The sequence below is a fragment of the Rhizobium sp. KNZ14-9A genome, assembly GCF_056755015.1.
This window is the reverse complement of the sequence record NZ_JBPGXB010000002.1, coordinates 3802501-3829130: the sequence shown is the minus strand read 5'-3', so window position 1 is coordinate 3829130 and position 26630 is coordinate 3802501. Positions and strand designations below refer to the sequence as shown.

General features: G+C 59.6%; 29 protein-coding genes (1 of these 29 running past the window's edge). 10 read left to right on the top strand and 19 right to left on the bottom strand.

The features are described 5' to 3' along the window. Window positions 1–189: 189 nt before the first annotated feature. From ahcY to ACR9ZQ_RS25800, 6 genes are all read right to left on the bottom strand, one after another. A complete protein-coding gene (ahcY, locus tag ACR9ZQ_RS25825; protein ID WP_113322147.1) occupies window positions 190–1590 on the bottom strand; it encodes an adenosylhomocysteinase in 1401 nt (466 codons plus the stop codon). A gap of 168 nt (window positions 1591–1758) precedes the next feature. After that, on the bottom strand, window positions 1759–2034 hold the full coding sequence (locus ACR9ZQ_RS25820) for an HPr family phosphocarrier protein (RefSeq protein ID WP_007813748.1): 276 nt from the start codon (window positions 2032–2034) through the stop codon (window positions 1759–1761). Between the two features lie 9 nt (window positions 2035–2043). Continuing rightward, on the bottom strand, window positions 2044–2445 hold the full coding sequence (locus ACR9ZQ_RS25815) for a PTS sugar transporter subunit IIA (RefSeq protein ID WP_007813746.1): 402 nt from the start codon (window positions 2443–2445) through the stop codon (window positions 2044–2046). Window positions 2446–2598: 153 nt separating this feature from the next. Further along, window positions 2599–3039 (bottom strand): HPr kinase/phosphorylase, encoded by a 441-nt coding sequence (locus ACR9ZQ_RS25810; RefSeq protein WP_310389846.1) that lies wholly within the window; start codon window positions 3037–3039, stop codon window positions 2599–2601. After that, complete coding sequence (locus ACR9ZQ_RS25805; protein WP_113322145.1) at window positions 3036–4826, bottom strand: sensor histidine kinase; 1791 nt, start codon at window positions 4824–4826, stop codon at window positions 3036–3038. The genes ACR9ZQ_RS25810 and ACR9ZQ_RS25805 overlap by 4 nt, the downstream gene beginning before the upstream one ends. A 77-nt stretch (window positions 4827–4903) precedes the next feature. After that, entirely contained in the window at window positions 4904–5641 is a 738-nt protein-coding gene (locus ACR9ZQ_RS25800; RefSeq protein WP_197067551.1) for a response regulator transcription factor, read from the bottom strand. A 337-nt stretch (window positions 5642–5978) separates the two neighbouring features. Here ACR9ZQ_RS25800 and ACR9ZQ_RS25795 point away from each other — a divergent pair, with 337 nt between their 5' ends. The 3 genes from ACR9ZQ_RS25795 to ACR9ZQ_RS25785 all read left to right on the top strand — a co-directional run bounded on the left by ACR9ZQ_RS25795 (window position 5979) and on the right by ACR9ZQ_RS25785 (window position 8761). After that, the gene (locus ACR9ZQ_RS25795; protein ID WP_481429016.1) at window positions 5979–7589 is read left to right on the top strand and encodes a phosphoenolpyruvate carboxykinase; all 1611 of its coding nucleotides are present in this window, start codon (window positions 5979–5981) and stop codon (window positions 7587–7589) included. Between the two features lie 121 nt (window positions 7590–7710). Then, window positions 7711–8148 (top strand): alternative ribosome rescue aminoacyl-tRNA hydrolase ArfB, encoded by a 438-nt coding sequence (gene arfB, locus ACR9ZQ_RS25790; RefSeq protein WP_310389852.1) that lies wholly within the window; start codon window positions 7711–7713, stop codon window positions 8146–8148. A gap of 1 nt (window position 8149) precedes the next feature. Next, window positions 8150–8761 (top strand): alpha-ketoglutarate-dependent dioxygenase AlkB, encoded by a 612-nt coding sequence (locus tag ACR9ZQ_RS25785; RefSeq protein ID WP_481429015.1) that lies wholly within the window; start codon window positions 8150–8152, stop codon window positions 8759–8761. Between the two features lie 12 nt (window positions 8762–8773). Here ACR9ZQ_RS25785 and coaA read toward each other — a convergent pair whose 3' ends face one another. The 9 genes from coaA to hisB form a co-directional block, all read right to left on the bottom strand. Next, complete coding sequence (gene coaA, locus ACR9ZQ_RS25780; protein ID WP_310389856.1) at window positions 8774–9769, bottom strand: type I pantothenate kinase; 996 nt, start codon at window positions 9767–9769, stop codon at window positions 8774–8776. Next, window positions 9766–10089 carry a phosphoribosyl-ATP diphosphatase gene (locus ACR9ZQ_RS25775; protein ID WP_113322139.1) on the bottom strand — a complete coding sequence of 108 codons (324 nt, stop codon included), beginning with the start codon at window positions 10087–10089 and terminating at the stop codon, window positions 9766–9768. Before ACR9ZQ_RS25775 ends, coaA begins: the two co-directional genes overlap by 4 nt. A 16-nt stretch (window positions 10090–10105) precedes the next feature. Further along, the gene (gene hisF, locus ACR9ZQ_RS25770) at window positions 10106–10894 is read right to left on the bottom strand and encodes an imidazole glycerol phosphate synthase subunit HisF (protein WP_113183711.1); all 789 of its coding nucleotides are present in this window, start codon (window positions 10892–10894) and stop codon (window positions 10106–10108) included. Then, window positions 10894–11640, bottom strand: a complete 747-nt coding sequence (hisA, locus tag ACR9ZQ_RS25765) for a 1-(5-phosphoribosyl)-5-[(5-phosphoribosylamino)methylideneamino]imidazole-4-carboxamide isomerase (RefSeq protein WP_310389861.1) — start codon at window positions 11638–11640, stop codon at window positions 10894–10896. The genes hisF and hisA overlap by 1 nt, the downstream gene beginning before the upstream one ends. A gap of 5 nt (window positions 11641–11645) precedes the next feature. After that, window positions 11646–12200: a hypothetical protein gene (locus ACR9ZQ_RS25760; protein ID WP_113322136.1), complete on the bottom strand. Its 555-nt coding sequence runs from the start codon at window positions 12198–12200 to the stop codon at window positions 11646–11648. Next, window positions 12200–12382: a hypothetical protein gene (locus ACR9ZQ_RS25755; RefSeq protein WP_113322135.1), complete on the bottom strand. Its 183-nt coding sequence runs from the start codon at window positions 12380–12382 to the stop codon at window positions 12200–12202. Before ACR9ZQ_RS25755 ends, ACR9ZQ_RS25760 begins: the two co-directional genes overlap by 1 nt. Window positions 12383–12450: 68 nt before the next feature. Then, window positions 12451–13101, bottom strand: a complete 651-nt coding sequence (gene hisH, locus ACR9ZQ_RS25750; RefSeq protein ID WP_310389863.1) for an imidazole glycerol phosphate synthase subunit HisH — start codon at window positions 13099–13101, stop codon at window positions 12451–12453. Beyond that, window positions 13101–13571, bottom strand: coding sequence for a DUF2628 domain-containing protein (locus ACR9ZQ_RS25745; protein WP_310389865.1), 471 nt, complete (start codon window positions 13569–13571; stop codon window positions 13101–13103). Before ACR9ZQ_RS25745 ends, hisH begins: the two co-directional genes overlap by 1 nt. 20 nt (window positions 13572–13591) lie before the next feature. Then, entirely contained in the window at window positions 13592–14200 is a 609-nt protein-coding gene (gene hisB, locus ACR9ZQ_RS25740) for an imidazoleglycerol-phosphate dehydratase HisB (RefSeq protein ID WP_310389867.1), read from the bottom strand. Between the two features lie 178 nt (window positions 14201–14378). Here hisB and hslV point away from each other — a divergent pair, with 178 nt between their 5' ends. The 6 genes from hslV (at window position 14379) to ACR9ZQ_RS25710 (ending at window position 21576) form a co-directional block, all read left to right on the top strand. Continuing rightward, window positions 14379–14906, top strand: a complete 528-nt coding sequence (gene hslV, locus ACR9ZQ_RS25735) for an ATP-dependent protease subunit HslV (protein ID WP_113322131.1) — start codon at window positions 14379–14381, stop codon at window positions 14904–14906. Beyond that, a complete protein-coding gene (locus ACR9ZQ_RS25730; RefSeq protein ID WP_310389869.1) occupies window positions 14893–15417 on the top strand; it encodes a GNAT family N-acetyltransferase in 525 nt (174 codons plus the stop codon). Before hslV ends, ACR9ZQ_RS25730 begins: the two co-directional genes overlap by 14 nt. Further along, window positions 15414–16721, top strand: a complete 1308-nt coding sequence (gene hslU, locus ACR9ZQ_RS25725) for an ATP-dependent protease ATPase subunit HslU (RefSeq protein ID WP_113183717.1) — start codon at window positions 15414–15416, stop codon at window positions 16719–16721. Before ACR9ZQ_RS25730 ends, hslU begins: the two co-directional genes overlap by 4 nt. Window positions 16722–16906: 185 nt before the next feature. After that, a complete protein-coding gene (locus ACR9ZQ_RS25720; protein ID WP_310389871.1) occupies window positions 16907–17854 on the top strand; it encodes a DUF1402 family protein in 948 nt (315 codons plus the stop codon). A gap of 48 nt (window positions 17855–17902) precedes the next feature. Further along, entirely contained in the window at window positions 17903–19315 is a 1413-nt protein-coding gene (locus tag ACR9ZQ_RS25715) for a cytochrome P450 (RefSeq protein WP_481429014.1), read from the top strand. 89 nt (window positions 19316–19404) lie between these two features. Further along, window positions 19405–21576 (top strand): malate synthase G, encoded by a 2172-nt coding sequence (locus tag ACR9ZQ_RS25710; protein WP_481429013.1) that lies wholly within the window; start codon window positions 19405–19407, stop codon window positions 21574–21576. 79 nt (window positions 21577–21655) lie between these two features. Here the strand turns inward: ACR9ZQ_RS25710 and ACR9ZQ_RS25705 are convergent, their stop codons facing one another. Further along, window positions 21656–22339, bottom strand: a complete 684-nt coding sequence (locus ACR9ZQ_RS25705) for a L,D-transpeptidase (protein ID WP_310389877.1) — start codon at window positions 22337–22339, stop codon at window positions 21656–21658. Window positions 22340–22521: 182 nt separating this feature from the next. Here ACR9ZQ_RS25705 and ACR9ZQ_RS25700 point away from each other — a divergent pair, with 182 nt between their 5' ends. Further along, window positions 22522–23016: an MmcB family DNA repair protein gene (locus tag ACR9ZQ_RS25700; RefSeq protein WP_037070647.1), complete on the top strand. Its 495-nt coding sequence runs from the start codon at window positions 22522–22524 to the stop codon at window positions 23014–23016. On the opposite strand, the gene ACR9ZQ_RS25695 is transcribed toward ACR9ZQ_RS25700, so the two are convergent. The 3 genes from ACR9ZQ_RS25695 to hrpB all read right to left on the bottom strand — a co-directional run. After that, the gene (locus ACR9ZQ_RS25695; RefSeq protein ID WP_025670009.1) at window positions 23017–23595 is read right to left on the bottom strand and encodes an ActR/PrrA/RegA family redox response regulator transcription factor; all 579 of its coding nucleotides are present in this window, start codon (window positions 23593–23595) and stop codon (window positions 23017–23019) included. It abuts the gene before it with no gap. 67 nt (window positions 23596–23662) lie between these two features. After that, complete coding sequence (locus tag ACR9ZQ_RS25690; protein WP_113322126.1) at window positions 23663–24973, bottom strand: ActS/PrrB/RegB family redox-sensitive histidine kinase; 1311 nt, start codon at window positions 24971–24973, stop codon at window positions 23663–23665. Between the two features lie 123 nt (window positions 24974–25096). Beyond that, a protein-coding gene (gene hrpB / locus ACR9ZQ_RS25685; protein WP_481429012.1) for an ATP-dependent helicase HrpB crosses the window boundary here: on the bottom strand, window positions 25097–26630 show its 3' portion. 932 nt of this gene lie beyond the right edge of the window; only the last 1534 of its 2466 coding nucleotides appear in the window; the start codon falls outside the window, past its right edge — the gene reads right to left on this strand; the stop codon is at window positions 25097–25099.

Genomic DNA, 26630 nt, shown 5'->3' with positions numbered 1-26630 from the left:
CCGTCCTTTAATGTGCCGCATCACGACAAGACATCCCATTTTCGTGGAAAACGGAGAGCTCCGAAGCCACGAATCAAGTCTCAAAACAATACTTCGGAAGGGAATCGTCGGAAAGAGAGCGCCCAAAAAATAAGCCCCAGCATTTGTCAATGCTGGAGCTACCACATCTTGTGGATATCGAAGAGGAAATCAGTATCTGTAGTGGTCGGACTTGAACGGACCCTGCGGCTTCACGCCGATATAGGCAGCCTGCTCTTCGCTGAGCTGGGTAAGCTTTACGCCGAGCTTGTCGAGATGCAGGCGCGCGACCTTCTCGTCGAGGTGCTTCGGCAGGATGTAGACCTTGTTCTCGTACTGGCCGGGCTTGGTGAAGAGCTCGATCTGCGCCAGCGTCTGGTTGGTGAACGAGGCCGACATGACGAAGGACGGATGGCCCGTTGCGTTGCCGAGGTTCAAGAGGCGGCCTTCGGAGAGAAGGATAATGCGGTTGCCCTTCGGGAACTCGATCAGGTCGACCTGCGGCTTGACGTTTGTCCACTTGAGGTTACGCAGCGCGGCAACTTCGATTTCGTTGTCGAAGTGGCCGATATTGCCGACGATCGCCATGTCCTTCATCTGACGCATATGGTCGATGCGGATGACGTCCTTGTTGCCGGTCGTGGTGATGAAGATATCGGCGGAGGAAACGACGTCCTCGAGCAGAACGACTTCATAACCGTCCATGGCGGCCTGCAGGGCGCAGATCGGATCGGCTTCCGTGACCTTGACGCGGGCGCCAGCGCCGGAAAGCGAAGCCGCAGAACCCTTGCCAACATCGCCGTAACCGCAGACGACGGCAACCTTGCCGGCCATCATCACGTCGGTGCCGCGGCGGATGCCGTCAACCAGCGATTCCTTGCAGCCGTACTTGTTGTCGAACTTCGACTTGGTGACGGAATCGTTGACGTTGATCGCGGGGAAAGGCAGGAGGCCCTTCTGGCTGAGCTGGTAAAGACGGTTGACGCCTGTCGTGGTTTCTTCAGTGACACCCTTGATTGCTTCACGCTGCTTGGTGAACCAGCCGGGCGAAGCGGTAAGGCGCTTCTTGATCTGCGCGAAGAGGATTTCCTCTTCTTCGGAATGCGGGTTGGAGAGAACGTCCTCACCGGCTTCGGCGCGAGCGCCGAGAAGGATGTACATGGTGGCATCGCCGCCGTCATCGAGGATCATGTTGGAGAAGCCGCCATCGGCCCACTGGAAAATCTTGTCGGTGTAAACCCAATAATCCTCAAGAGACTCGCCCTTGATTGCGAAGACCGGAACGCCGGAAGCGGCGATCGCTGCAGCGGCATGGTCCTGCGTTGAGAAGATGTTGCACGAAGCCCAGCGGACTTCGGCGCCGAGCGCGACCAGCGTCTCGATGAGGACAGCCGTCTGGATCGTCATGTGCAGCGAGCCGGTAATGCGCGCGCCCTTCAGCGGCTTGGATTCACCGAATTCGGCGCGGCAGGACATGAGGCCGGGCATTTCGGTTTCGGCGATGGTGATTTCCTTGCGGCCGAAATCTGCAAGACCGATATCGGCGACAACATAATCTTTTTCAGTGCTCATAGGGCTCTCCAGGCTGAAAACGTCTCAAAAACATCGCAAGGACGCGACGATGACCGCAACGGATCGAACACGTGCGGAATGCACGTCATGCTCGCCGTTTAGCAGGCTTCAGCCGGGAAGGCAACGGGGATATAAAGAAGTCTTTATATCTTTATATGGCGCTGAAGATCAGATTTCTTCGCCGAACTTGTTCTGGATGAGCTGATCGAGGGCATTCAGTGCTTCGGCAGCCTGGTTGCCGGTCGCCGAGACGATGACGCTGGAGCCGGGGCTTGCTGCAAGCATCATAAGGCCCATGATGGAGGTTCCCCCAACCGTCATGCCGTCTTTGGAAACGGTGATCGTTGCATCGAAGGCATCGACCGTCTGGACGAATTTTGCCGAAGCGCGCGCATGCAGGCCGCGCTTGTTGATAATAAGGAGTTCCCGGGAGAGCGGTGTCATGGAGGCTTCTTACTTTCCGCTCAGGACCCGGCTCGCAACGTTGATGTACTTGCGGCCTGCCTCCGAAGCCTCGGCAAGCGCCTTTTCCATGTTGTTCTCGCCGCGTACGCCGGCGAGCTTGATCAGCATCGGCAGGTTGACGCCGGCGATGACTTCGGTGTGGCCGCTGCTCATCACCGAGATTGCGAGATTGGAAGGGGTACCGCCGAACATGTCGGTGAGAATGACGACGCCATGGCCGTCGTCTGCGCCGGAAACGGCTTCGAGAATGTCCTGTCGTCTTTGGTCCATATCGTCTTCCGGTCCGATACAGACCGTTTCGATGAATTTCTGAGGACCGACGACGTGCTCTACGGCATGACGAAACTCTTCAGCCAGCTTGCCATGAGTGACAAGCACAAGTCCGATCATGATATTACTGCTCCCATGGCATACGCAAACCGTGGCCCCAATATCGCAACGCAGCAATTACGTCCACCGGTGGGGGCACATCTTGGCGATCAAAAGCCGAAGTGCAAGATAAAAATATAAATGTATAGGCCGTATCGGGCCGTTCGGAAGGCCTCAACTTCCTATTTCGGGCGCTTTTGCCATCAACACGGCAAGAGGCAGCGGAAGATTGGGCAGCAATCGCAGTACAGGCAGCTCGAAACGCCCGGCAAGAACGATGGTTTCTCCTTCCGCGGGGAGCCGGTTTTCTCCCGTGGCGCTGGCCGGCAGGACTGCAAAATGCATCGCTGCCTGGGCGATATGATCGTGCTTTACGATCCCGGTGCCGCGCAATTCGATGAGCCCAGCAATGGCGGGCGGACAGGCGGCGGTGATTGCTCCATCCTGTTTCGAAAGAAGTACCTGATCATCAGCCACGAGAACAGAAAAAACACCCTGCCGCCGCGCCTCTACCATGCAGGTAAAAGCGGTCATCGACTTGCCCCAGCCTGAGGGGCCGGTGAACAGCAGGCCGGTCTTTCCGATGACGATTGCGGTGGCGTGGATGTTGATCATGCCGCGGCATCGGCCGGAAGGGCAAGGATAAAGCGAGCGCCGAGCAGCTTGCCACTCTCGTCGTCGACAATGTTTTCGGCCCGCAATGAACCGCCATGCGCCTCGGCGATCTGCCGGCTGATCGAAAGCCCGAGGCCGGAATTCTGGCCGAAGCCTTCGGATTCCGGCCGGTCGGTATAAAAGCGTTCGAAAATGCGGTCGATATTCTCTGCCTGGATGCCCGGACCGTTGTCTTCGATATAGACGACGCAACGGGAACGGGTACGGACCAGACGCACAGTGATCTTGCCGTTCTCCTCCGGCACGAAGGAGCGGGCATTTTCAATCAGGTTGGTGATGATCTGGCCGATACGCAGGTCATGTCCCTTGACGACAAAGCGCGTCTTGACGTTCGGCTTGCGATCGACGGTATAGTCGATCTCGACCTTCTTCTTGGTGCTGCGGATCTGGCGCGATACGTCGATGAGGTCGCGCAGAAATACTTCCAGATCGACAGATCCGGCATCGACGCGCGCAAGCTCGGCATCGAGGCGGGATGCATCGGAGATATCGCTGATCAGACGGTCGAGACGGCGGACATCGTGCTGGATGACATCCATCAGCCGCTTCTTGGAATCGTCGGATTTGGCGAGCGGCAGTGTTTCGACGGCGCTGCGCAGCGAGGTCAGCGGGTTCTTCAGCTCATGGCTGACATCGGCCGCAAAGCTCTCGATCGCATCGATCCGATCGTAGAGAGCCGTCGTCATTTCGCGCAGTGCTATGGAAAGGTTGCCGATTTCGTCCTGGCGCGCCGAAAAGTCTGGAATTTCCTCTCGTTCCTTGGCGCCGCGGCGCACCCGGATGGCCGCCGCCGAAAGCCGGCGCAGCGGATTGGCGATGGTCGAGGAAAGCACGAGCGCCATCAGCACGTTGACGAGCGTCGCAACGCCGAAGACGCGCATGATGGCGAGACGCTCGGCATGCACGATATTGTCGATATCGCCGGCCTGCGTCGATAGCAGCAGCACGCCAAGCACGGCCCGGAAGCGCTGGATCGGAACGGCAACCGAAACGATGAGCTCGCCCTTTTCCGTCGTACGCACGACTGCGCCGCGTACACCCGTCAGCGCGTTCATCACCTCGGGATAGATCGAGCCGTCGCCACCAGGCGCTTCCTTGTAGACCGGAAGGTTGCCCGGCTGCAGTGCTTTGTTGAAGAGCGCTGTGAACCATTCGCTCCAGGTCTGTTTTTCTTCTTCCACCGGCGGCAGGTCGAAACGCAGAACCTGGCCACGCGAATAGAGATGCCGGGAATCGAGCAGCAGATTGGCATCGGCATCGAAGATGCGGGCGCGGGTGCGGGTAGGCGAGATCAGCCGCCGAAGAACCGGTGCCACCTTTTCCGGATCGATCGGGAATTCGAGATCCTCGTCATTCGGAACAGGCGTAATGCTCTGGCCGGCCTGCAGTTCGAGCAGCTTCTGCGGATCGATGGTGATCGAGTTCGTGTCGACGGAGGCTGAGGCCGAAACCGCGCCGGCGATGATTTCACCCTGTGTCAGTAGGCTCTCGACGCGCGCGTCGATCAGGCCTTCGCGGAACTGGTTGAGGTAGAGAATGCCACCGACGAGGACGAGCAGGGCCGCAAGGTTGAAGAAGACGATACGGCGCGTCAGGCTCGAAAAGACGGCATTGCCGAAGATGCGGCGGATCAGGGTGAAGGGATGCGACCAACGCCGGCCTCTGACGCGTCGAGTGCTCACGCCCTCCGCATCATCCAGATCCCTTTCCTGCACCAACTGTGCCAATGACAGGCCCTTTCGGAGGGCGGGGCCAGCTTGACCGGCCCGCCGCCCTCAATCGTCTCTTGCCGCGCCTCGAGGCGTCAGGCTGCTTCGCGGAAGCGGTAACCCACACCGTAAAGCGTTTCAATCATATCAAAGTCTGTATCGACCATTTTGAACTTCTTGCGCAGCCGCTTGATGTGGCTGTCGATGGTGCGGTCATCAACATACACCTGTTCGTCATAGGCGGCATCCATCAGGGCGTCGCGACTTTTCACCACACCTGGGCGCTGTGCCAGCGAATGCAGGATCAGGAATTCGGTGACCGTGAGGGTGACTGCCTCACCCTTCCAGGTGCAGGTGTGACGTTCCTGGTCCATGACCAGCTGGCCGCGCTCGAGTGAACGGGCCTGCTGAACTGCACCCGCCTTGGGCGCGCCGGCTGTGGCAACGCCGCCGGCGGCAGCTGCCTCGCGGCTCGAGGCGCGGCGCAGCACAGCGCGCACGCGCTCAACCAGCAGACGCTGGGAGAAAGGCTTGGTGATGAAATCGTCGGCGCCCATCTTCAAGCCGAAGAGCTCGTCGATCTCCTCATCCTTGGAAGTTAGGAAGATGACCGGAATGTCCGACTTCTGGCGAAGCCGGCGAAGCAGCTCCATGCCATCCATGCGCGGCATCTTGATATCGAAGATCGCCAGCTGTGGCGGACGCGCGAGCAGTCCATCCAGCGCGGAAGCGCCGTCCGTGTAGGTCTCGACCTTATATCCTTCTGCTTCCAGTGCAATCGACACGGAAGTGAGGATGTTGCGGTCGTCGTCAACGAGCGCGATTGTCGGCATGGTGTTGGTCTCCGTCATCAGTGCGCAATCTCCCGGATTGGTCGTCCCCAGGCGGTCTTCGTGACCGGTTGCGCTTATGGAGGATAAAGGTGGAACAAATTGTGGCAAAGATAAAGGGGTAGATTGCCTACCCGTATAAGCGGCAATCGGAAGTGGTGCGACAAGTTGTTTCAACAGGCGGTCTTCAAACGATTTAAAATGGATTTCTAGAATTTAAATCGATTAAATATTTGATATCATTGTCTTTTCTAGGATTAAGGCTATTGCCATTTAAAATTTCTCCTCTTATTTTCGCACTGATTTTAACGGCCAAGGCGCCTCAGCGAAGGGAAAAGCTATGGAGATGTTCGGAGTTCATAACCAGGCAATCGAGCTGGCGACGATCGGTTTCAGCGACGTACGGAGCGTACGTTACAACCTCTCCGCCGCTCTTCTCTATGAGGAATTGATTCGCCGGGGAGAGGCCGAACTGACAGCCCAAGGCGCCCTTCGCGCGACCACCGGCCAGCACACGGGCCGCTCGCCGCGCGACAAGTTCGTCGTCCGCGATGAAAACACCGATGGCCAGATCTGGTGGGACAATAACAAGCCGATGTCGCCGGAGCATTTCGCCCTGCTGCACAAGGACATGCTCGCTCACGCCGCCGGCAAGGACCTCTTCGTGCAGGATCTTATCGGCGGTGCCGATGCAGAGCAGGCGCTGCCGACCCGCGTTGTAACCGAATTCGCCTGGCACTCGCTCTTCATCCGCAACCTGCTGATCCGCCCGAAGACCGATGCGCTCGCAGGCTTCGCACCGAAGCTGACGATCATCGACCTGCCGAGCTTCAAGGCCGATCCGGAGCGTTATGGCTGCCGTACCGAAACGGTGATCGCCTGCGATCTGACGAATGGCATCGTGCTGATCGCGGGCACCTCCTATGCCGGCGAGATGAAGAAATCGGTCTTCACCGTGCTGAACTACCTGCTGCCCGCCAAGGGCGTCATGCCGATGCACTGCTCGGCCAATGTCGGCCCCGCCGGTGATGCCGCTGTCTTCTTCGGCCTTTCGGGCACCGGCAAGACGACGCTTTCGGCCGATCCGGCCCGCACATTGATCGGCGATGACGAGCACGGCTGGGGCGAAAGCGGCATCTTCAATTTCGAAGGTGGCTGCTACGCCAAAACCATTCGCCTCTCGGCAGAGGCCGAGCCGGAAATCTATGCCACCACCCAGCGCTTCGGCACAGTGCTTGAAAACGTCGTTCTCAACGAAAGCCGCGAGCCGGATTTCGATGATGCGTCGCTGACCGAAAACACGCGCTGCGCCTATCCGATGGATTTCATTCCGAATGCATCGGAAACCGGTCTTGCGGGTCATCCGAAAACCATCATCATGCTGACGGCTGATGCCTTCGGCGTCATGCCGCCGATCGCCAAGCTGACGCCGGATCAGGCTATGTACCACTTCCTCTCCGGCTATACCGCCAAGGTGGCCGGCACGGAAAAGGGCGTGGTGGAACCGGAGGCGACCTTCTCGACCTGCTTCGGCGCACCGTTCATGCCGCGTCATCCGGCCGAATACGGCAATCTGCTAAAGGAACTCATCGGCCGCCACGGCGTGGAATGCTGGCTCGTCAACACCGGCTGGACCGGCGGCGCTTACGGCATCGGCAAACGCATGCCGATCAAGGCAACCCGTGCACTGTTGACGGCGGCCCTTTCGGGCGAACTCGCCAAGGCCGAACTCCGCGCCGATCCGAATTTCGGCTTTGCGGTCCCGGTTGCAGTCGAAGGCGTCGACACCGGCATCCTTGATCCGCGTTCGACCTGGGCCGACAAGCCGGCCTATGACGCGCAGGCCGAAAAGCTGGTCTCCATGTTCATCGCCAACTTCGCCAAGTTCGAAGATCATGTCGACGGCAGCGTGCGCGATGCAGCACCCGGCATCAAGGTCGCTGCGGAATAATTCACCAATAAACTCTTGGCGATTCACGTGAAACCCGGCGTTCCCAGCGCCGGGTTTTCGTCGCCCTTGCGCTGGATTTCACCCGCTTTCAATTCGCAGCCATTATGCGCTAGAAGGCGGTATGGCCAGCGACGCGCTCTATATCAACGACAGGATTACCATCGCCGGATGGGAGCTGACGGAACAGTTCGTTCTGGCGGGCGGTCCGGGCGGTCAGAACGTCAACAAGGTGTCGACCGCCGTCCAACTCTTCTTCAACATCCCGAACTCGCCCTCGCTCAACGAGCGGGTCAAGGCCAATGCGATCAAGCTTGCCGGCAGGCGCATGTCGAAGGACGGCGTATTGATGATCGAGGCAAGCCGGTTCCGCAGCCAGGACCGCAACCGCGAGGATGCGCGCGAGCGGCTGAAGGAGCTGGTCCTGGAGGCCGCCAAGCCGCCACCGCCGCCGCGTAAGAAGACAAAGCCGACCAAGGGCTCGATTGAACGGCGGCTGAAGGAAAAATCCGGCCGTTCAGAAGTCAAGAAGATGCGCGGCCGGCCGGGCGGCGGAGAATGATATGCCGGAACTCCTAAGCGGCGTCCGCCATCTTCCCGAATATCTGGATCGCGCCCGTCAGGAAGCGCTAGTGGGCATTATCAGGGCTATCGTCGCTGAAGCGCCACTCTACGTGCCGGTCATGCCCGGCACCGGCAAAACTATGTCGGTCCGGATGACCAATTGCGGCTCGCTCGGCTGGGTGACCGACAAGGAACGCGGCTACCGCTACCAGCCGATGCATCCGGCGACCGGCAGGCCATGGCCGTCAATCCCTTCGGAATTGCTGGAAATCTGGAATGATCTTTCGGGCTATGACAAGCCGCCCGAAGCTTGCCTCGTCAATTTCTACTCTGATGAAGCGCGCATGGGCCTGCATCAGGATAAGGACGAGAACGACTTGAAAGCGCCAGTCGTCTCGATTTCGCTCGGCAATGCCTGCTTGTTTCGCGTGGGTGGAGTGAACCGTAACGACAAGACCATGTCGTTCAAGTTGTCGAGCGGCGATCTCGTCATTCTCGGCGGGGAGGGCCGGCTCTGCTTCCACGGCGTGGACCGCATCTACCCGGCCACCTCCACGCTTCTGAAGAACGGCGGCCGCATCAACCTAACGCTCCGCCGCGTTAATCCCTAACCCACCAAAATCCTAGAGCTTGCGCAGTGCTACCTGCTCGATCAGATGATCCTTGCCCTTGCGCAGGATGAGATCGGCGCGCGGCCGTGTCGGCAGGATGTTCTGGCGCAGGTTCTTGAGGTTAATGTTCGCCCAGAGGTCCTCTGCGATCGCGATCGCTTCCTCATCGCTGATCGATGCGTAACGGTGGAAGTAGGAATTCGGATCCCGGAAGGCCGTTTCCCTGAGCCGCATGAAGCGCGTCACATACCAGTTGTGGATCTGGGTTTCCTCGGCGTCGATATAGATCGAGAAGTCGAAGAAGTCGGACACCATCGGGACGATCTTGCCGTCAGCTGGCAGATCGCGCGATTGCAGAACATTGATGCCCTCGAAGATCAGGATGTCAGGCCGGTCGACGATCTTATATTCGTCCGGCAGCACGTCATAGACGAGGTGCGAATAGGAGGGCGCCTTCACATCCGGCAGGCCAGCCTTGATCGCTGACAGGAAACGCAGGATCGCGCCCGTGTCGTAGCTTTCCGGAAAACCCTTGCGCTGCATCAGGTTCTCGCGCTTCAGCACGGCATTGGGATAAAGGAAACCGTCCGTGGTGACGAGATCGACCTTGGGGCTCGAAGGCCACCGGCCGAGCAACTCTTTCAGGATACGCGCCGTCGTGGATTTTCCGACAGCCACCGAACCGGCAATGCCGATCACGAATGGCGTCTTTGTCACGTCCGACAGGCTGAGGAAACGGTTGCGCTGCTCGAACAGCAGCTGCGAGGATTCCACATGCGCCGAAAGCAGGCGTGAGAGCGAAAGGTAGATGCGCCTGACTTCGTCGAGGTCGATCGGGTCGCCCATGGAGCGGAGCCGTTTGACCTCATCGGCCGTCAGCGTCATCGGCGTGTCGGCACGAAACTTCGCCCACTGTTTCGATGTGAAGAAGTGATAGGGGGAAAAGGATGCACTCTGGAAGTGATCCAGCTTTTCCGCCACTCCGATAATCTGTGTCGCGATGCTCATGAATTCTGCCGGCTGGCCTTTTCCTTGAGGCCGGATTGCGCAGTCCTTCGCGCAAGTTCGGTCATGACATTCTCTAGCGGTATTTCAGCAATCTTCAATACGACCATTAGGTGATAGAGAACGTCGGCTGCTTCATAGGTGAGGTTATCGCGGTCGTTGGTGACGGCCGCCATGACAGCTTCGATCGCTTCCTCGCCGAGTTTCTTGGCTGCTTTCTGCTGCCCGCTGGCCACCAGCTTGGCGGTCCAGGATTCGTCCGGAGAGGCCTTCGCCCGTTCTTCGACGATCCGCTCAAGGTCGGAAAGGGAAAATCCGCTCATGATACTGCTTTCAAACTCAGTCGAGGCGCATCGCGATGCCGCGCTCAGACATATAGTGTTTTGCTTCGCCGACGGAATAGGTGCCGAAATGGAAGATTGACGCGGCAAGCACCGCATTGGCATGGCCTTCCTTCACACCGGCCACTAGGTCATCGAGATCGCCCACACCGCCCGACGCAATGACGGGCACACGGACGGAATCGGCAATCGCCCGCGTCAGTTCCAGATCGTAGCCGATCTTCGTGCCGTCGCGGTCCATGGAGGTGACGAGCAGTTCGCCAGCACCGCGGGCGACCATCTTCTGGGCGAATTCCACCGCATCGATGCCGGTCGCGTTGCGGCCGCCATGTGTATAGATTTCCCAGGCGCTGAGATTGTCGCCGCCGACTTTTTGCGTCAGCCGGCGCTTGGCATCGATCGACACGACGATGCACTGGTCGCCGAATTTGTCAGCCGCTTCGGCGACAAAATCCGGATTGTTGACCGCAGCCGAATTGATCGAGACCTTGTCGGCACCGCAAAGCAGCAGCTTGCGGATATCGGCAATGGTCCGCACGCCGCCGCCGACGGTGAGCGGCATGAAGCACTGCTCGGCCGTGCGTGCGACGACATCGAAGATCGTCTCGCGATTGTCCGAGGAGGCGGTGATGTCGAGGAAGCACAACTCGTCGGCACCGGCCGCATCATAGGCTTTCGCCGCCTCGACGGGATCGCCGGCATCGACCAGATTGAGGAAATTGACGCCCTTGACGACACGGCCGTCCTTGACGTCGAGGCAGGGGATCACGCGGGCTTTCAGGGTCATTATGCGGTCTCCTTTGCCCGTGCGGCCTTGATGAGATCGAGCGCCTCCTTGGGGTCGATCCGTCCATCATAAAGGGCTCGGCCGGAGATGGCGCCTTCAAGCTTGCGGGCGTCCGGCTGCAGCATGCGCTTGATGTCTTCGATCGAGGCGAGTCCACCAGATGCGATGACCGGGATGGAAACAGCGTCCGCCAGCTCCAGTGTCGATGCCCAGTTGATGCCGGTCAGGATGCCATCGCGATCGATATCAGTATAAATGATCGCGGCAACGCCGGCGCCTTCGAATTTCTTCGCAAGCTCGATAATGCCGAGTTCGGATGCTTCCGCCCAGCCTTCGACAGCCACCTTGCCACCCTTGGCGTCGATGCCGACGGCGACACGGCCCGGAAATGCCTTGCAGGCTTCGATGACGAGCGCCGGGTCACGTACCGCAATTGTACCGAGGATCACGCGACGCAGCCCGCGCGACAGCCAATTCTCGATATGCTCGAGCGTGCGGATGCCGCCGCCAAGCTGAACCGGATTTTTCGTGGCCTTGAGGATTGCCTCAACGGCGTCACCATTAGCCGAATGTCCTGCAAAGGCGCCGTCGAGATCGACCACGTGCAGCCATTCAAAACCCTGCTCTTCGAAGGATTTCGCTTGAGCGGCCGGATCGGTGTTGTAGACCGTTGCCTGTTGCATGTCGCCGAGCTTCAGGCGAACGCATTGTCCACCCTTCAGGTCGATCGCGGGAAAAAGGATCATTCGTCTCAAGTCCGTAGCGTCGTGGGCACCATCAGTGCATTCCACGCATCTACGATATCCGAACGAAAAAAGACAGCGGCAATGGCGACCGCGGCAAAAAGCACGATCAGCAGCAGGGTCACGGTGAAGGCCACCCGGACCTGGCGCCAGAAGCCGGTGCGCTTCTTCACCGACTTTTCAATATCCCGCGCCTGCCGCAGCGCCTCGCTGTTGGTGGCCATGAGCTGGATCTGCGGCTCCATGGCTTCGACATAGGTATCGGCATAGCTCGAAAGGATCTGCGAAGCGCGGTCGCGCAGCGTGCTGCGCAGATCGGCGGAGAGGTAGTTGCTTGTCACCGCCGCGATTTCCACCTCATTGGGTGAGCGGCCGGCATTGCGCTTGCGATGGCTGACAATGAAATCGCGCTTCTGGCGCTCGTAAAGTGCATAGGCAAGCAGGCCGATCAGATCATCCTCGCTTTCGATGTAGAATTCCAGCACCGCTTCGGCGAGATCGCCGGCGCTTATCTCGCCTGATCGCAACCGTGAATTCTCGTTTCCTGGAAAGGTCTCCTGCATCAGCCGCCGAGCCTCTCTTTGAGCGCTTTGGCCGCGTTCGCGAGTGCTTTGTGATGCAGAGCCTCATCCACCTGGCGGATGATCGCCCCACCGGGCAGCCTGATATCGACAAAAGGCGGTTGCCCCTCTCTGGAGGGCCGCAACCTGTAGAATATCTTGCCTGATTTCCGCGAAGCCGGCATCGAGCGCGCTCCTGTAACTGCCCTTTCAATTACAGGAGAAATAAGGCGCGCGTATTAAAAGCCAGCCCTTACGGCGCCCAGCGCAGGAAATTCGCGATAAGCGCCAGCCCAAGCTTCTGGCTTTTTTCTGGGTGGAACTGGGAACCGGCCATATTGTCCCGGCCGACAAAGGCCGTCATCGGCCCGCCATAGTCGGTGGTGGCAATGACGTCGCCGGCATTTTCGGCGGCGAGATGGTAGGAGTGCACGAAATAGGCGTGCAGGCCATCTGGCCCGGTCGGGATGCCGTCGAAAAGCGGATGTTCTTGCTTCAGGTCGAGCGTGTTCCAGCCGATCTGCGGGATCTTCAGCTCCGGATCAGCAGGCGTCATCTCCACGACATCGCCTGGAATCCAGCCGAAGCCTCGGGTCGTCGTCTTCTCAAGACCGCGTGAGGACATGAGTTGCATGCCGACGCAAATGCCGAGGAAGGGACGCGCCTTCCGCTCGACGCCTTCGAGCAGAGCTTCCGTCATGCCGGGCACGGCATCGAGCCCGCGACGGCAATCGGCATAGGCGCCGACGCCCGGCAGCACGATACGGTCGGCAGCGGCAACGATCTCCGCCTTGTCCGTCAGATTGATCTCCGCCTCGATGCCGGCTTCACGGGCTGCGCGCTCGAAAGCCTTGGTGGCCGAGCGCAGATTGCCAGAGCCGTAATCGATAATTGCGACGCGCATTATTTGCGTCCTCCATCAAAACCGAAGAGACCGAGGGAAGTGGAATGGCTCTGCCGCGCCTGCGGGCCGGAAGCCTGGTTCCATTCGGGCGCTTTCAGAGCGGCGCCGGTCTCGATATTGGAAAAATAGATCTCTTCCGCAAGGTCGATTGAGGAAGCGCCAATCGCGGCCTCCTCGCGCCAGCCTCGGGAGGCGAGATTGCGAATGCGGAAATTCTGTCCTTCGAAGCCGACGAACAGGTTGACCGCGAAGGCGAGGGCCATGCCCGCCGGTCCAAAGCCCGATTGCTCTGCCAACACGCTGCCGATCGCCTGTAGTGCGAAGGCGACGATCGCATGAAGCCAGAGGCGATGCGCAAGCAGCCAGATCCAGGGAAAGAGGAAGGCAAGCCACGAGAAACCATCGCGGACCGTGCGTGTGTCCTCGCGCTGACCATCGGGCGGAACAAGAAAAACGTAGCTGGATGCCATCTGACGCTCCCTGCTGGGGCTCAGACGAGCGTGCCCTTCGTCGAGGGAACACGGCCCGCCTGTCTCGGATCGATCTCTGTCGCCGTACGCAAGACGCGGGCAACGGCCTTGAAGCATGTCTCTGCAATATGGTGGTTGTTGGCACCATAGTGGTTGAGAATATGCAGGGTGATCCCGGCATTTTGCGCAAGCGCATGGAAGAACTCGCGCACGAGTTCGGTATCGAAAGTACCGATTTTCGGCGCGCCGAACGAGACGTTCCAGACGAGGAAGGGACGGCCGGAGAGATCGACTGCCGCCTTCGTCATCGTCTCGTCCATGGCGAGATCGATCGAGGCGTAACGCGTGATGCCGCGGCGGTCGCCGAGCGCCTTCGAAATCGCCTGGCCGATTGCGATGCCGGTATCCTCGACCGTGTGATGGTCGTCGATATGCAGATCACCCTTGGCCTCGATTTCCATGTCGATCAGCGAATGTCGCGAAAGCTGTTCCAGCATATGGTCGAAGAAGCCGACGCCCGTCGAAATCGTCGATTTGCCGGTGCCGTCGAGATTGACGGAAACGGAAATGGAGGTCTCGTTGGTCTTGCGGGAAACGCTACCCGTGCGGCTTGCTGCGGTCTCGGCCATATGGCTTTCTCCTTGAAATCAAGGTGGTTCCTTATCAGGCGCATTGCGAAATATCCAGAAGCGCGAGGGCAGAAAAGGCAGGCCATTTGCAATCGCGGCGGACCCTCTTACATAGGGTTGGACAGGGCCGATGTTCGGCCCGCTGTAACCGCCCGCGAGTTGGGGCAACAGGTGTTTGATGACGACAATTATTACAGTTCGAAAAGGCGGCAAGGTCGTGGTGGCCGGCGATGGCCAGGTCAGCCTCGGCCAGACCGTCATGAAGGGCAATGCCCGCAAGGTCCGCCGCATCGGCAAGGGCGAAGTGATCGCCGGTTTCGCTGGTGCGACGGCCGACGCCTTCACGCTTCTGGAAAGGCTCGAGAAGAAACTGGAGCAATATCCGGGTCAGCTGATGCGCGCCGCCGTCGAGCTCGCCAAGGACTGGCGTACTGACCGTTACTTGCGCAATCTCGAAGCCATGATGCTTGTCGCCGACAAGTCGGTGACGCTTGCCATTACCGGTAATGGCGATGTGCTGGAACCTGAGCATGGCGTTATGGCCATCGGTTCGGGTGGTAATTTCGCGCTTGCCGCGGCTCTCGCGCTGGCCGACACAGACAAGTCCGCCGAAGAGATTGCCCGCCGCTCGCTCGATATTGCTGCCGACATCTGCGTGTATACGAACCACAACGTCATCGTGGAAACGCTGGATGTCGAAGGCTGACAGCGTACCCCGATATACATTCCGCGATGTCACCGACGGAGATTTCCCGCTTCTGGTGCGCTGGCTCGGTGAGCCGCATATTGCGGAATGGTGGCGCGCTGTCGACAAGGAGCTTGCTTCGATCAGGGAGTCTATGACGAGCGTGGAAACACGGCCGATGATCGTGGAGCTGGATGGAGCGCCGATTGCGTATCTCCAGAGTTACGATCCGCATCTTGAAGAGGGCCATCCTTATCAGGATCAGCCGAAAGGCACGCTTGGACTGGATATTTCGATCGGCGATGCGGATTTGCTGGGCAAGGGTCATGGCAGCACGATTGTCAGGCAGATGGCTGCCGAACTTTTCGCTGCCGGCGCGACGCGGATCGTGATCGATCCCGACCCGGCGAATGCAAGAGCGATCCGTGCTTACGAAAAGGCAGGCTTCCGGCATTTCGACACGAGAACATCCATATATGGTCCAGCCCATTTCATGGTTATGGACCCACCCGAAGAAACGGATCTGATATGACTACTTTTTCTCCCCGCGAGATCGTTTCCGAGCTCGACCGCTATATTATCGGCCAACATGAGGCCAAGCGCGCCGTGGCGATCGCGCTCCGTAACCGCTGGCGCCGTCATCAGCTCGATCCGAGCCTGCGCGATGAAGTCATGCCGAAGAATATCCTGATGATCGGCCCGACCGGCGTCGGCAAGACGGAAATCTCCCGTCGCCTCGCCAAGCTCGCCGGAGCGCCTTTCATCAAGGTCGAAGCCACGAAGTTCACCGAGGTCGGTTATGTCGGCCGCGATGTCGAGCAGATCATTCGCGATCTCGTCGAAGTCGGCATCGGCCTGGTGCGTGAAAAGAAGCGCGCCGAGGTTCAGGCCAAGGCCCATATGAGCGCCGAGGAGCGCGTTCTCGATGCGCTGGTCGGTGCGACGGCCTCGCCCGCGACCCGTGAAAGCTTCCGCAAGAAGCTGCGCAATGGCGAACTCGACGATAAGGAAATCGATATCGAAGTGGCCGATACCGGCTCCGGCATGGGCGGCTTCGATATCCCCGGCATGCCGGGCGCCAATATCGGTGTGCTGAACCTGTCGGAAATGTTCGGCAAGGCGATGGGCGGCCGCACCAAGAAGGTGCGCACCACGGTGAAGGCCTCCTACACAGACCTGGTCCGCGACGAGTCCGATAAACTTATCGATAACGAAGTCATCCAGCGCGAAGCTGTGCGCTCGGTTGAAAATGACGGCATTGTCTTCCTCGACGAAATCGACAAGATCGCGGCCCGCGATGGCGGTGTTGGCGCCGGCGTTTCCCGCGAAGGCGTCCAGCGCGACCTGCTGCCGCTCGTCGAAGGCACGACGGTTTCCACCAAATACGGCCCGGTGAAGACGGATCACATCCTCTTCATCGCCTCCGGCGCCTTCCATGTTTCCAAGCCGTCGGATCTGCTGCCGGAATTGCAGGGCCGCTTGCCGATCCGCGTCGAGCTTCGTCCGCTGAACAAGGAAGACTTCCGCCGCATCTTGACGGAAACCGAGGCAAGCCTCATTCGCCAGTACAAGGCGCTGATGGAAACCGAAAGCCTGACGCTCGATTTCACCGATGACGCGATCGATGCCCTCGCCGATGTCGCCGTCCATCTGAACTCCTCCGTCGAAAATATCGGCGCGCGCCGCCTGCAGACGGTCATGGAGCGGGTGCTGGACGACATCTCCTATAACGCACCGGACCGCGCCGGCACGGATGTGAAGATCGATGCCGCTTACGTACGCGAGCATGTCGGCGATCTCGCGCAGAATACCGACCTGTCGCGCTTCATCCTGTGATCGGGAAACGTCGTTTCCTGTCTTTGCGCAGGTAATGCAAAAACTTTGACGATCTGAACTCTCGACAGCAGGCCTTTTACTTTTTAGTGAAAGGCCTGCTTTGTTTTTTGTACGGCTTTATTCGGACAAGATTCTGGTCCAGTCAGCCGCCACGAAGACGACAGGGAAAGACGGGAAAGCAGATCGTGCGACGCCTTTTGACAAGCCTTGTGATTGCCATGACCATTGCGGGCTCGGTTCCTGCGCTCGCGGCGCAGGCTGTTCCGCCGGGCAACCGTCATGCCGAGCAGCCGGATATTCCAGGCGCTTCGGTCCGCCGCACCAAGGGCACCAAGACGACCTTCGATATCAAATATGAGAAGGTGTACGACCTCCTGTCGACCGATCACGAGCTCCTGGGCAAGATCAAGAAGGTCTCAAACGCTTACGGCATCAATCCCATTCATGTGATAGGCGCGATCGTCGGCGAACATACTTATAATGTCGATGCCTATGACCGCCTGCAGGCCTACTATGTGAAGGCCGCTTCCTATGCCGGTGAGAGCTTCCGCTTTGCCTATGATGGCGAGAGCGTCGACGATTTCGTCGACCGGCCGCAATTTGCCGCCTGCAACAGCAAAAGCGATTCTTACACACTCTGGACCTGCCGCGAGGATGTCTGGGAAAGCGATTTCCGTGGAAAGACCGTTGGTGGCAAGAGCTTCCCGAACAACCGCTTCAGCGCCGTCTTCTTTCAGCCCTTCTATGCAGGCCAGACCTTCGGCCTTGGCCAGGTCAACCCGCTGACGGCGTTGATGCTGTCTGATCTCGTATCCCGCGTTTCCGGTTATCCGAGGCTGAACGAGAAGAATGCCGGTTCGGTCTACAAGGCAATCATGGACCCAGACATCTCACTCGCCTTCGTCGCCGCCTCGATCCGCAGATCGATCGATGACTACAAGGAGATCGCCGGTATGGATATCTCCGGCAATCCGGGAGTGACAGCCACACTTTATAATGTCGGCAATTCCCGCCAGCGCGCCGCAGCGCTTGCCGCCAAGAATCGCTCCTCCGGCGCGACGGTCTGGCCGGAAGAGAATTATTATGGCTGGCTGATCAACGACAAACTGGACGAGCTCAAGGGCCTGCTCTAACCTTCAGGCCTGCCGGGAAGACGATTTTTCCCGTGAAAGGCTTTGCTCATGGACATGCGTCCGGACCCCTTCGTTCCGCCGGCACCGCTGCCGCGCACCGTGCCGCCGTCTCGGCTGGAGATCATCAGGACGATTTTCCGCAATCCGCTCGAGCTCTGGGGCGAGCCGTCCTATACGCTGCCCTGGATCCGCACCAATTTCTTCGGCCAGAGGACGTTGATCGTCAACGATCCCGGCCTCATCAAACATGTGCTGGTCGACAATGCCAACAATTACCGCATGTCCGATGTCCGGCAGCTTGTGCTGCGTCCGATCCTTCGCGACGGACTTCTGACTGCGGAAGGCCCTGTCTGGAAACGCTCGCGCAAGGCTATCGCCCCTGTCTTCACCCCGCGGCATGCACGCGGCTTTGCCAGCCAGATGCTGCGCCAGTCGGAAGACTACGCCCGCAAATATGCCGATGTCGGCGAGGCCGGCGCAATTTTTGATATCAGCACCGAAATGACGGAACTGACCTTCGCCGTTCTTGCAGATACGTTGTTTTCCGGTGAGATCGTCACATCGAGCGGCCACTTCGCCGACGATGTCAACGAGCTGCTGCATCGCATGGGCCGCGTCGATCCGATGGATCTGCTGCGTGCGCCATCCTGGGTTCCACGTGTGACACGCATCGGCGGCCAGAAGGTCCTTGAGAAATTCCGTGCCATCGTCCGCAACACCATGGATATGCGGCTCGCCAAGATGAAGGCCGACCGCAGCACGGCGCCGAACGATTTCCTGACCCTGCTGCTGGAGCAGGCCGGTCCCGATGGCCTGACGAAGGAGGAGATCGAGGACAATATCCTGACCTTCATCGGTGCGGGCCACGAGACAACCGCCCGCGCGCTCGCCTGGACGCTCTATTGCGTATCGAACAGCCCGCATATCCGCGAGGCAATGGAAGAGGAGATCGACAGGGTCCTCGCGTCAGGCGCAGAACCGGTCGAATGGCCGGATCTGATGCCGCGGACCCGCGCCGCCTTCGAGGAGGCACTCCGCCTTTATCCGCCAGCTCCTTCGATCAATCGCGCTGCCATTGCAGATGATTCCTGGACCAGCCCCAAGGGCGAGCGTGTCGAGATCGAGGCCGGCGTCACCGTGCTCGTTATGCCCTGGACGCTGCATCGCCACGAGCTCCATTGGGATCGGCCGCGCGCCTACATGCCGGAACGATTCCTACCGGAAAACCGTGCTTCCATCGGCCGTTTCCAGTTCCTGCCGTTCGGCGCCGGTCCGCGCGTCTGCATCGGCGCCACCTTTGCGCTTCAGGAAGCGGTTATCGCGCTGGCCGTGCTGATGCAGCACCACCGTTTCGATTCGACCGATCAGACGAATCCCTGGCCGGTGCAGAAGCTGACGACGCAGCCGCAAAACGGCCTTCCGATGCGCGTGACTCGCCGGACTGTTTCCAAGCCTGCATAAATCTTTCGAATTGTTGCTGAATTGACTGTGAATGAAAGCCGGGCAAAGTGGCAGCATGAAAAAAGCTGCCACTGCAAGGGAGACACCGCATGAGCCGCATTGAAAAGAATGGTCTCTTCATCGAAGCCGTCCTTCATGATTTCCTCGTGAAGGAGGCGTTGCCGGGCCTCGCAATCGATGCGGACAAGTTCTTCGCCGACTTCTCGGCGATCGTGCATGATCTGGCGCCGAAGAACCGCGCGCTGCTTTTGAAGCGCGACCAGCTGCAGGCAAAGATCGACGACTGGTATCGCCGGAACGGCGCACCGACGGATATGGACGCCTATCAGTCCTTCCTGAAAGAGATCGGCTATCTCCTGCCGGAGGGGCCGGATTTTCAGGTTTCGACTGCCAATGTCGATGCCGAGATCGCCTCTCTTGCCGGCCCGCAGCTCGTCGTTCCCGTCATGAACGCCCGCTACGCGTTGAATGCCGCCAATGCTCGCTGGGGTTCGCTCTATGACGCGCTCTATGGCACCGATGCCATCCCGGAAACGGACGGTGCCGAAAAGGGCAGGGGCTACAACCCCAAGCGCGGCGAAAGGGTCATCGCCTGGGTGCGCAATTTCCTCGATTCCGCCGTTCCCCTTAATGGCAGCTCCTGGAAGAATGTCGGCTCCTTCGCGGTCAAGAATGGTGCTCTGGCGATTACTGCCGTCGATGGCAAAGCACTGGCGTTGAAAGATGCCGGACACTTTGCCGGCTATCGCGGCGATGCGAACGCGCCGACCCATATTCTCCTGAAGAACAACGGCATCCATATCGAAATCGTGCTTGATGCCTCGACCGCGATCGGCAAGACCGATCCGGCCCATATTTCCGACGTCTGGCTGGAATCGGCCATCACCACGATCATGGACTGCGAGGATTCCATTGCTGCCGTCGATGCCGAGGACAAGGTCGTCGTCTATCGCAATTGGCTCGGCCTGATGAAGGGCGACCTGCAGGAGGAAGTGGCCAAGGCCGGTTCGACATTCGTTCGCAAGCTCAATCCGGATATCGCCTACTCGAGGCCCGGCGGGCAGAGCCTCGAACTGCATCGCCGCTCTCTGATGCTGGTGCGCAATGTAGGCCACCTCATGACCAATCCGGCGATCGTCGATCGCGATGGCAACGAGGTTCCGGAAGGCATAATGGATGCCGTGATCACCGGCCTGATTGCGCTTTACGATGTCGGCCCGTCCGGACGCCGCAAGAATTCGCGTGCCGGCTCCATATATGTCGTCAAGCCGAAGATGCATGGCCCCGAAGAGGTCGCCTTCGCAGTCGAGATCTTCTCACGCGTTGAAGACGCCCTCGGCATGGCGCGCAACACCATGAAGATGGGTATCATGGACGAGGAGCGCCGCACGACGGTCAATCTCAAGGAATGTATCCGGGCTGCCCGCGAACGGGTCGTCTTCATCAACACGGGCTTCCTCGATCGCACAGGCGATGAAATCCACACTTCTATGGAAGCCGGCCCGATGATCCGCAAAGGCGACATGAAGCAGGCCGCCTGGATTGGAGCCTACGAAAACTGGAATGTCGATATCGGCCTCGAATGCGGCCTCTCCGGCCACGCGCAGATCGGCAAGGGCATGTGGGCGATGCCCGATCTGATGGCCGCAATGCTGGAGCAGAAGATCGCCCATCCGAAGGCTGGGGCTAACACCGCCTGGGTGCCGTCGCCGACGGCCGCTACTCTGCATGCCACGCATTATCACCAGGTCAATGTCGCAAAGGTGCAGGAAGGCCTGAAGGATCGCACCCGTGCCAAGCTCTCCGATATTCTCTCGGTGCCTGTCGTTGTACGGCCGAACTGGACGCCGGAAGAAATCCAGCGCGAACTCGACAACAATGCACAGGGCATTCTGGGTTACGTCGTGCGCTGGGTCGACCAGGGCATCGGCTGCTCCAAGGTGCCTGACATCAACAATGTCGGCCTCATGGAAGACCGTGCGACACTGCGGATTTCCGCCCAGCACATGGCGAACTGGCTGCACCACAAGATCGTTACGAAGGAGCAGATCGTCGAAACGATGAAGCGTATGGCCGCCGTCGTCGATCAGCAGAATGCCGGTGACTCAGCCTACATCCAGATGGCCGGAAATTTCGACGATTCGATCGCCTTCCAGGCAGCACTCGATCTGGTCCTGAAGGGCAGGGAGCAACCGAACGGCTACACCGAGCCGGTCCTGCATCGCCGCCGCATCGAGCTCAAGGCAAAGCAGACCGCCTAAGCCTGAGCATGCCAGATACAAAAAGGCCGCTGGACTCAAAAGTCCGGCGGCCTTTTTTATACCGAATTCAGCTTTTAGCTTACTGGATAACGATGACCTTGGAGGTGGTCTTGCCCGGACGGACGCGGCTGTAGAGATCGATGACGTCCTGGTTCATCAGGCGGATGCAGCCAGAAGAAGCGGCGGTGCCGATCGATGCCCATTCGGGGGTGCCATGCAGGCGGAAGAGCGTGTCCTGGCCCTTCTCGTTGAAGAGGTACATGGCGCGTGCGCCGAGCGGGTTGGTGAGGCCTGGACCCATGCCGTCTTCGACGTACTTGGCGATTTCAGGACGACGGACGGCCATTTCCTTCGGTGGGTGCCAGTTTGGCCATTCCTGCTTCCAGGCGACATAGGCCGTGCCGGACCATGCGAAGCCCTGCTTGCCGACGCCGATCCCGTAGCGGACGGCCTTGCCGTTGGGCAGGATATAATAGAGGTGACGCTCGCGCGTGTTGACGATGATCGTGCCCGGACGCTCGTCGCTCTGGTAGCTGACGATCTGCCGGCGGAATTCCGGCTTGACGCGGTCGATCGGAATTGCCGGCAGGGAGTATCCGGCATCCGACGTTACACCATAGGCGTCATTGAAGATTTGTGCCGTCTGAACGGTCGGACCTGCGCCCTTGTCATCGACGGACGCGGATTCGGACGTCGTGGAGCAGCCGGCCAGTACCAGGGTCGCCAGCAGGCCAAATACAGGGAATGCATTGCGGATGCGCATGGATAACTCGTGAAGGTTTTGGGGCAAGAGAGGATAGTCTTTCGACCATCGTTGCTTATGGTTTATTTTCGATTAACTTTGCCTTTGCAAGGCTGCTGCGGTGCGACAAAATCCATCTGCGCCGCAAATTAGAAGCGCATGGCTTTTTTGCAACAATGACCAAGGCCCCCTGACACTTATCCATGACGATTTTGAGCGTTTACAATAACAATCCGTTAATCGATGGCCGGCAATCGGACAGGGCCATGATGGTGCGCCGTGGCATGCAGATTTTGCTTCACGATATGCGCCACGCAGTGCTGCCGGAACTGCCTCTGGCGAGCGGCCGCCGGGCCGATTTGATTACCATCTCTGAAAAGGGAGAGGTCTGGATCATCGAGATCAAGACGTCGATCGAGGACTTCAAGGTCGATCGCAAATGGCCGGATTACCGTCTGCATTGCGACCGGCTATTCTTTGCAACACACAAGGATGTGCCCGTCGATATATTTCCGGAGGAGTGCGGCCTTTTTCTTTCAGATGGTTACGGGGCGCACATGCTGCGCGAGGCACCTGAACACCGCCTGCCGCCGGCGACCCGTAAGGCCGTAACGCTCAACTTTTCACGCGCAGCCGCGCAGCGGCTGATGATGGCCGAATGGGCAAACGGCAAGCCGTTCAACGTTGATGATGTCTGACTATTTCGGTGCGCGTTTGGCGAGGATGCGTTGTAGCGTGCGGCGGTGCATGTTGAGCCGGCGTGCCGTCTCGGACACGTTGCGCTCACACATTTCGTAGACACGCTGGATATGCTCCCAGCGCACGCGATCCGCCGACATGGGGTTTTCCGGCAGTTCCGCCTTTTCCCCGGGCCGTTGCGTCAGCGCCGCAAACACGTCATCGGCATCAGCAGGTTTCGCCAGGTAATCCACAGCCCCGAGCTTCACGGCGGTCACCGCAGTGGCAATATTGCCGTAGCCCGTCAGCACGATGATTCGCGTGTCGTCGCGACGCTGGCGAATCGCCTCGATGACATCGAGACCGTTGCCGTCGCCGAGCCGCAAGTCGACCACCGCATATTTCGGCGGCCGGCCCTTGGACTTTGCCACACCTTCCGCCACCGATTCGGCCGTTTCCACATGAAAGCCGCGTGCCTCCATGGCCCGTGCCAAGCGACGCAGAAAGGGGCCGTCGTCATCGACGATCAGCAGGCTCGGGTCAGGCCCGATATGCTCCTCGTTGGAGCCGGCGGAAATCTCATGGTTCTGATCTGTCATCGCTACGGTCCCGGCGGTTGAATGTCCGAATGCGTCAACCGCTTATATTCTGTTTATGCCCACAAAGTCATTTTGTCGAATTTGCGTCTATCAATACGCGCGGCCATTCGATTCGAATGCGAGCGCCGGCATTTTCCGGATCACGGTTTTCGAAAATCAAAGATGCGCCGGAGCGCTCCAGCAGCGTTTTGGCGATGAAAAGCCCCAGTCCCAGGCCTCCAGCCGTATCTTCCCTCTGCCGTTTGGTGACATAGGGCTCGCCGATCCGCGTCAGAATATCGGGCGCGTAGCCGTTGCCGTCGTCCTCGATGACGATGAGCACCTTTTCGTGATCGTGCTCGACCGTGACCGTCACCTTCTCCCGCGCATAGTCGACAGCGTTCTCGACGAGGTTGCCGAGCCCGTACATGATGCCGGCATTGCGGTCGGTAACAGGCTCGCCCCTGCGCGGGCTCTTCTCTATCAATTCCAGCTTGATGCCGAATTCGCGATGTGGCGCCACGATTTCCTCCATCATCGAGGAAAGGGGTAGCCGCCGCAGATGCGCCTCGCCCTCGGCAGAGAGCGTCGTCAGCCGGCGAAGGATGTCGCGGCAACGCTCGCTCTGGCTGCGCAGAAGCTGCACATCCTCGCGGAACCGGTCATCATTCTTGAGCTCGCGCTCCATCTCCTTGGCAACGACGCTGATCGTGGCAAGCGGTGTGCCGAGCTCATGCGCAGCAGCGGCTGCAAGCCCGTCGAGCTGGGAAAGATGCTTTTCCCGCTGCAGCACCAGCTCTGTCGCTGCCAGCGCGTCGGCAAGCTGGCTTGCTTCCATCGACACCCGATAGGCATAGAAGGCGGCAAAGGCCATGGTCGAAGCAATTGAACACCAGACGCCGAACTGCATGACATTGTGGACGTTGATTTCCATCCCGTCGAACCATGGGAGCGGAAAGGGCGAGAAGGCAAGCACGGTAATGCAGACCATCGCAAAGCCGATCAATGCTGTGCTGTAGCGGATCGGCTGTGAGGCGAAGGAAATGATGACGGGAACGCAGACCAGTGCCGCAAAGGGATTGGCAAGGCCGCCAGTAATGAAGAGCAGCGCGCAGAGCTGCAGAAGGTCGAAACCCAAAAGCGCGAAAGCGGCACGCGGCTCAAGCCGGTGAGTCGGCGGATAGCGTATCGTCAGATAGAAATTCACCCCGGCGAGTGCCGCAATCAGCGAGCAGCTGGCAACCAGCGGCAGCGGGAATTTCAACAGGAACGCAACGATGAAGACTGTTACTGCCTGGCCGGTGACGGCCAGCCATCGCAATCGCACCAAAGTCTGCAGGCGTAGCCGGCGACTGCTTAGCCTGTCTTCCCGTGTCTGGATTTCGGTCTTCTCAATCACGCCACACTCCTACAGCATCGTCCGAAAATCGGAATCGATTTCGGAAAGCTTGATGCGTAGATTCAAAGAGTTAGAGCGTCCGTTGCGCGTCCGAATGAACGCACGGCACTCCAACGCCGCGGATTATGTACCACGGGGCTTTGCCCTTGTCGTCGGCACCGCTTCATCAGGCTTTTCCGGCCAGGGATGTCTTGGATAGCGCCCTCGCATATCCGCGCGCACATCCTTCCACGAGCCGGCCCAGAAACCCGGCAGGTCGCGGGTCGTTTGAATCGGCCTGTGGGCCGGCGAAGTGAGCTCCAGCAGCAGAGGCAATCGTCCGCCGGCGACCGCCGGATGCTGCTTGAGACCGAAGAGCTCTTGTACCCGGATCGTCAGCGTCGGTTCTTCGCCGTCGTATTGGATCGGATGGCGTTGCCCTGTCGGTGCCTCGAAATGCGTTGGTGCAAGCCGTGCGAGATCGCGCTGCAGGTCGTGTGGCACAAGTGCCATCAGTCCGTTGGAGAGCCCGGAGGCGGAAATATCCGAAAGCCCTCGCGCGTCCATCTGGAAAGGGATGAACCAGTCTTCCATGCGGTCAAGCAGTGCTTCGTCGCTCATATCGGGCCATGGTTCACCGATCGTCCGGTGCAGGAAGCCGATCCGCTCCCGAAGCTGCAGAGCTTCCTTGGAAAAGGGAAGCTGATCGAGCCCCAGCTCCTGCAATCCTTGCGCAAACGCCCGTACCACCGCCTCGCCCGAGGGGCGTGGAAGCGGCGCTTCCTCGAAAACGATCGCGCCGAGTCTTGTGGCCCGGCGTGCCCGCACCTGCCGGCTCTGCCTATCGAAAAAGGTCTGATCGTCCGTCCGGATTTCGCCCGGCAGCTCGGCTTCGATGTCGGCGCGGGAGACGTCCGCTGCCGCCAGAATTCTCCCCTGCGCGGCCCGACCCGTCAGATCGGCGATTACGAGCATCTGGCTGCCGGCCAGCCGCTCGGTCTCCGCAAGCTCGGCGCCTCGGCCGTTCGCCATGACATACCGCCCGCGCGCGCCGCGCTGAAGCGCGATTCGATCCGGGAATGCATGCAGCAGAAGCCTTCCTGCAAGCACAGGTTCAGCGCTCGAAACCCTGTTGAAACCTCCTGAGAGCCTTCCTGCGAGCCGTCTCGCAGCCTCAGCCCTTTCGCCTTTTTCACCTTTGAACCGTCGCAGACGCTCTTCCAGATCGACGCTAGTGCCGCCGAGCCCCTGCTCGGTCAGCAGCACGGATATCAGCGCCGCATCCTTGGCATGACCCGATTCGCCAGCCGAAACCACCATGGCAGCCAGCCGCGGCGGCAGGGCGAGGTCGCGCATCACCTTCCCTCGCGCCGTCAACGCGCCGTCTTTGTCCAGCGCCCCAAGCTGCGCCAATAGCGCGCGTGCTTCCTTGATTGTCGTCTCCGGCGGTTGATCGACAAAAGCGAGCGATTTCGTATCCTGAACGCCCCAATGGGCGAGATCGAGCACGAGACCGGAAAGATCGCTCGAAAGAATCTGTGGTGGTGTGAAGGCCGGAAGTGCCGCCGTCTGGCCCTGATGCCACAGGCGGATCGCGATGCCAGGTTCTGTCCTTCCCGCGCGGCCGGCACGCTGATCGGCCGAAGCGCGCGACACCCGCACGGTTTCCAACCGCGTG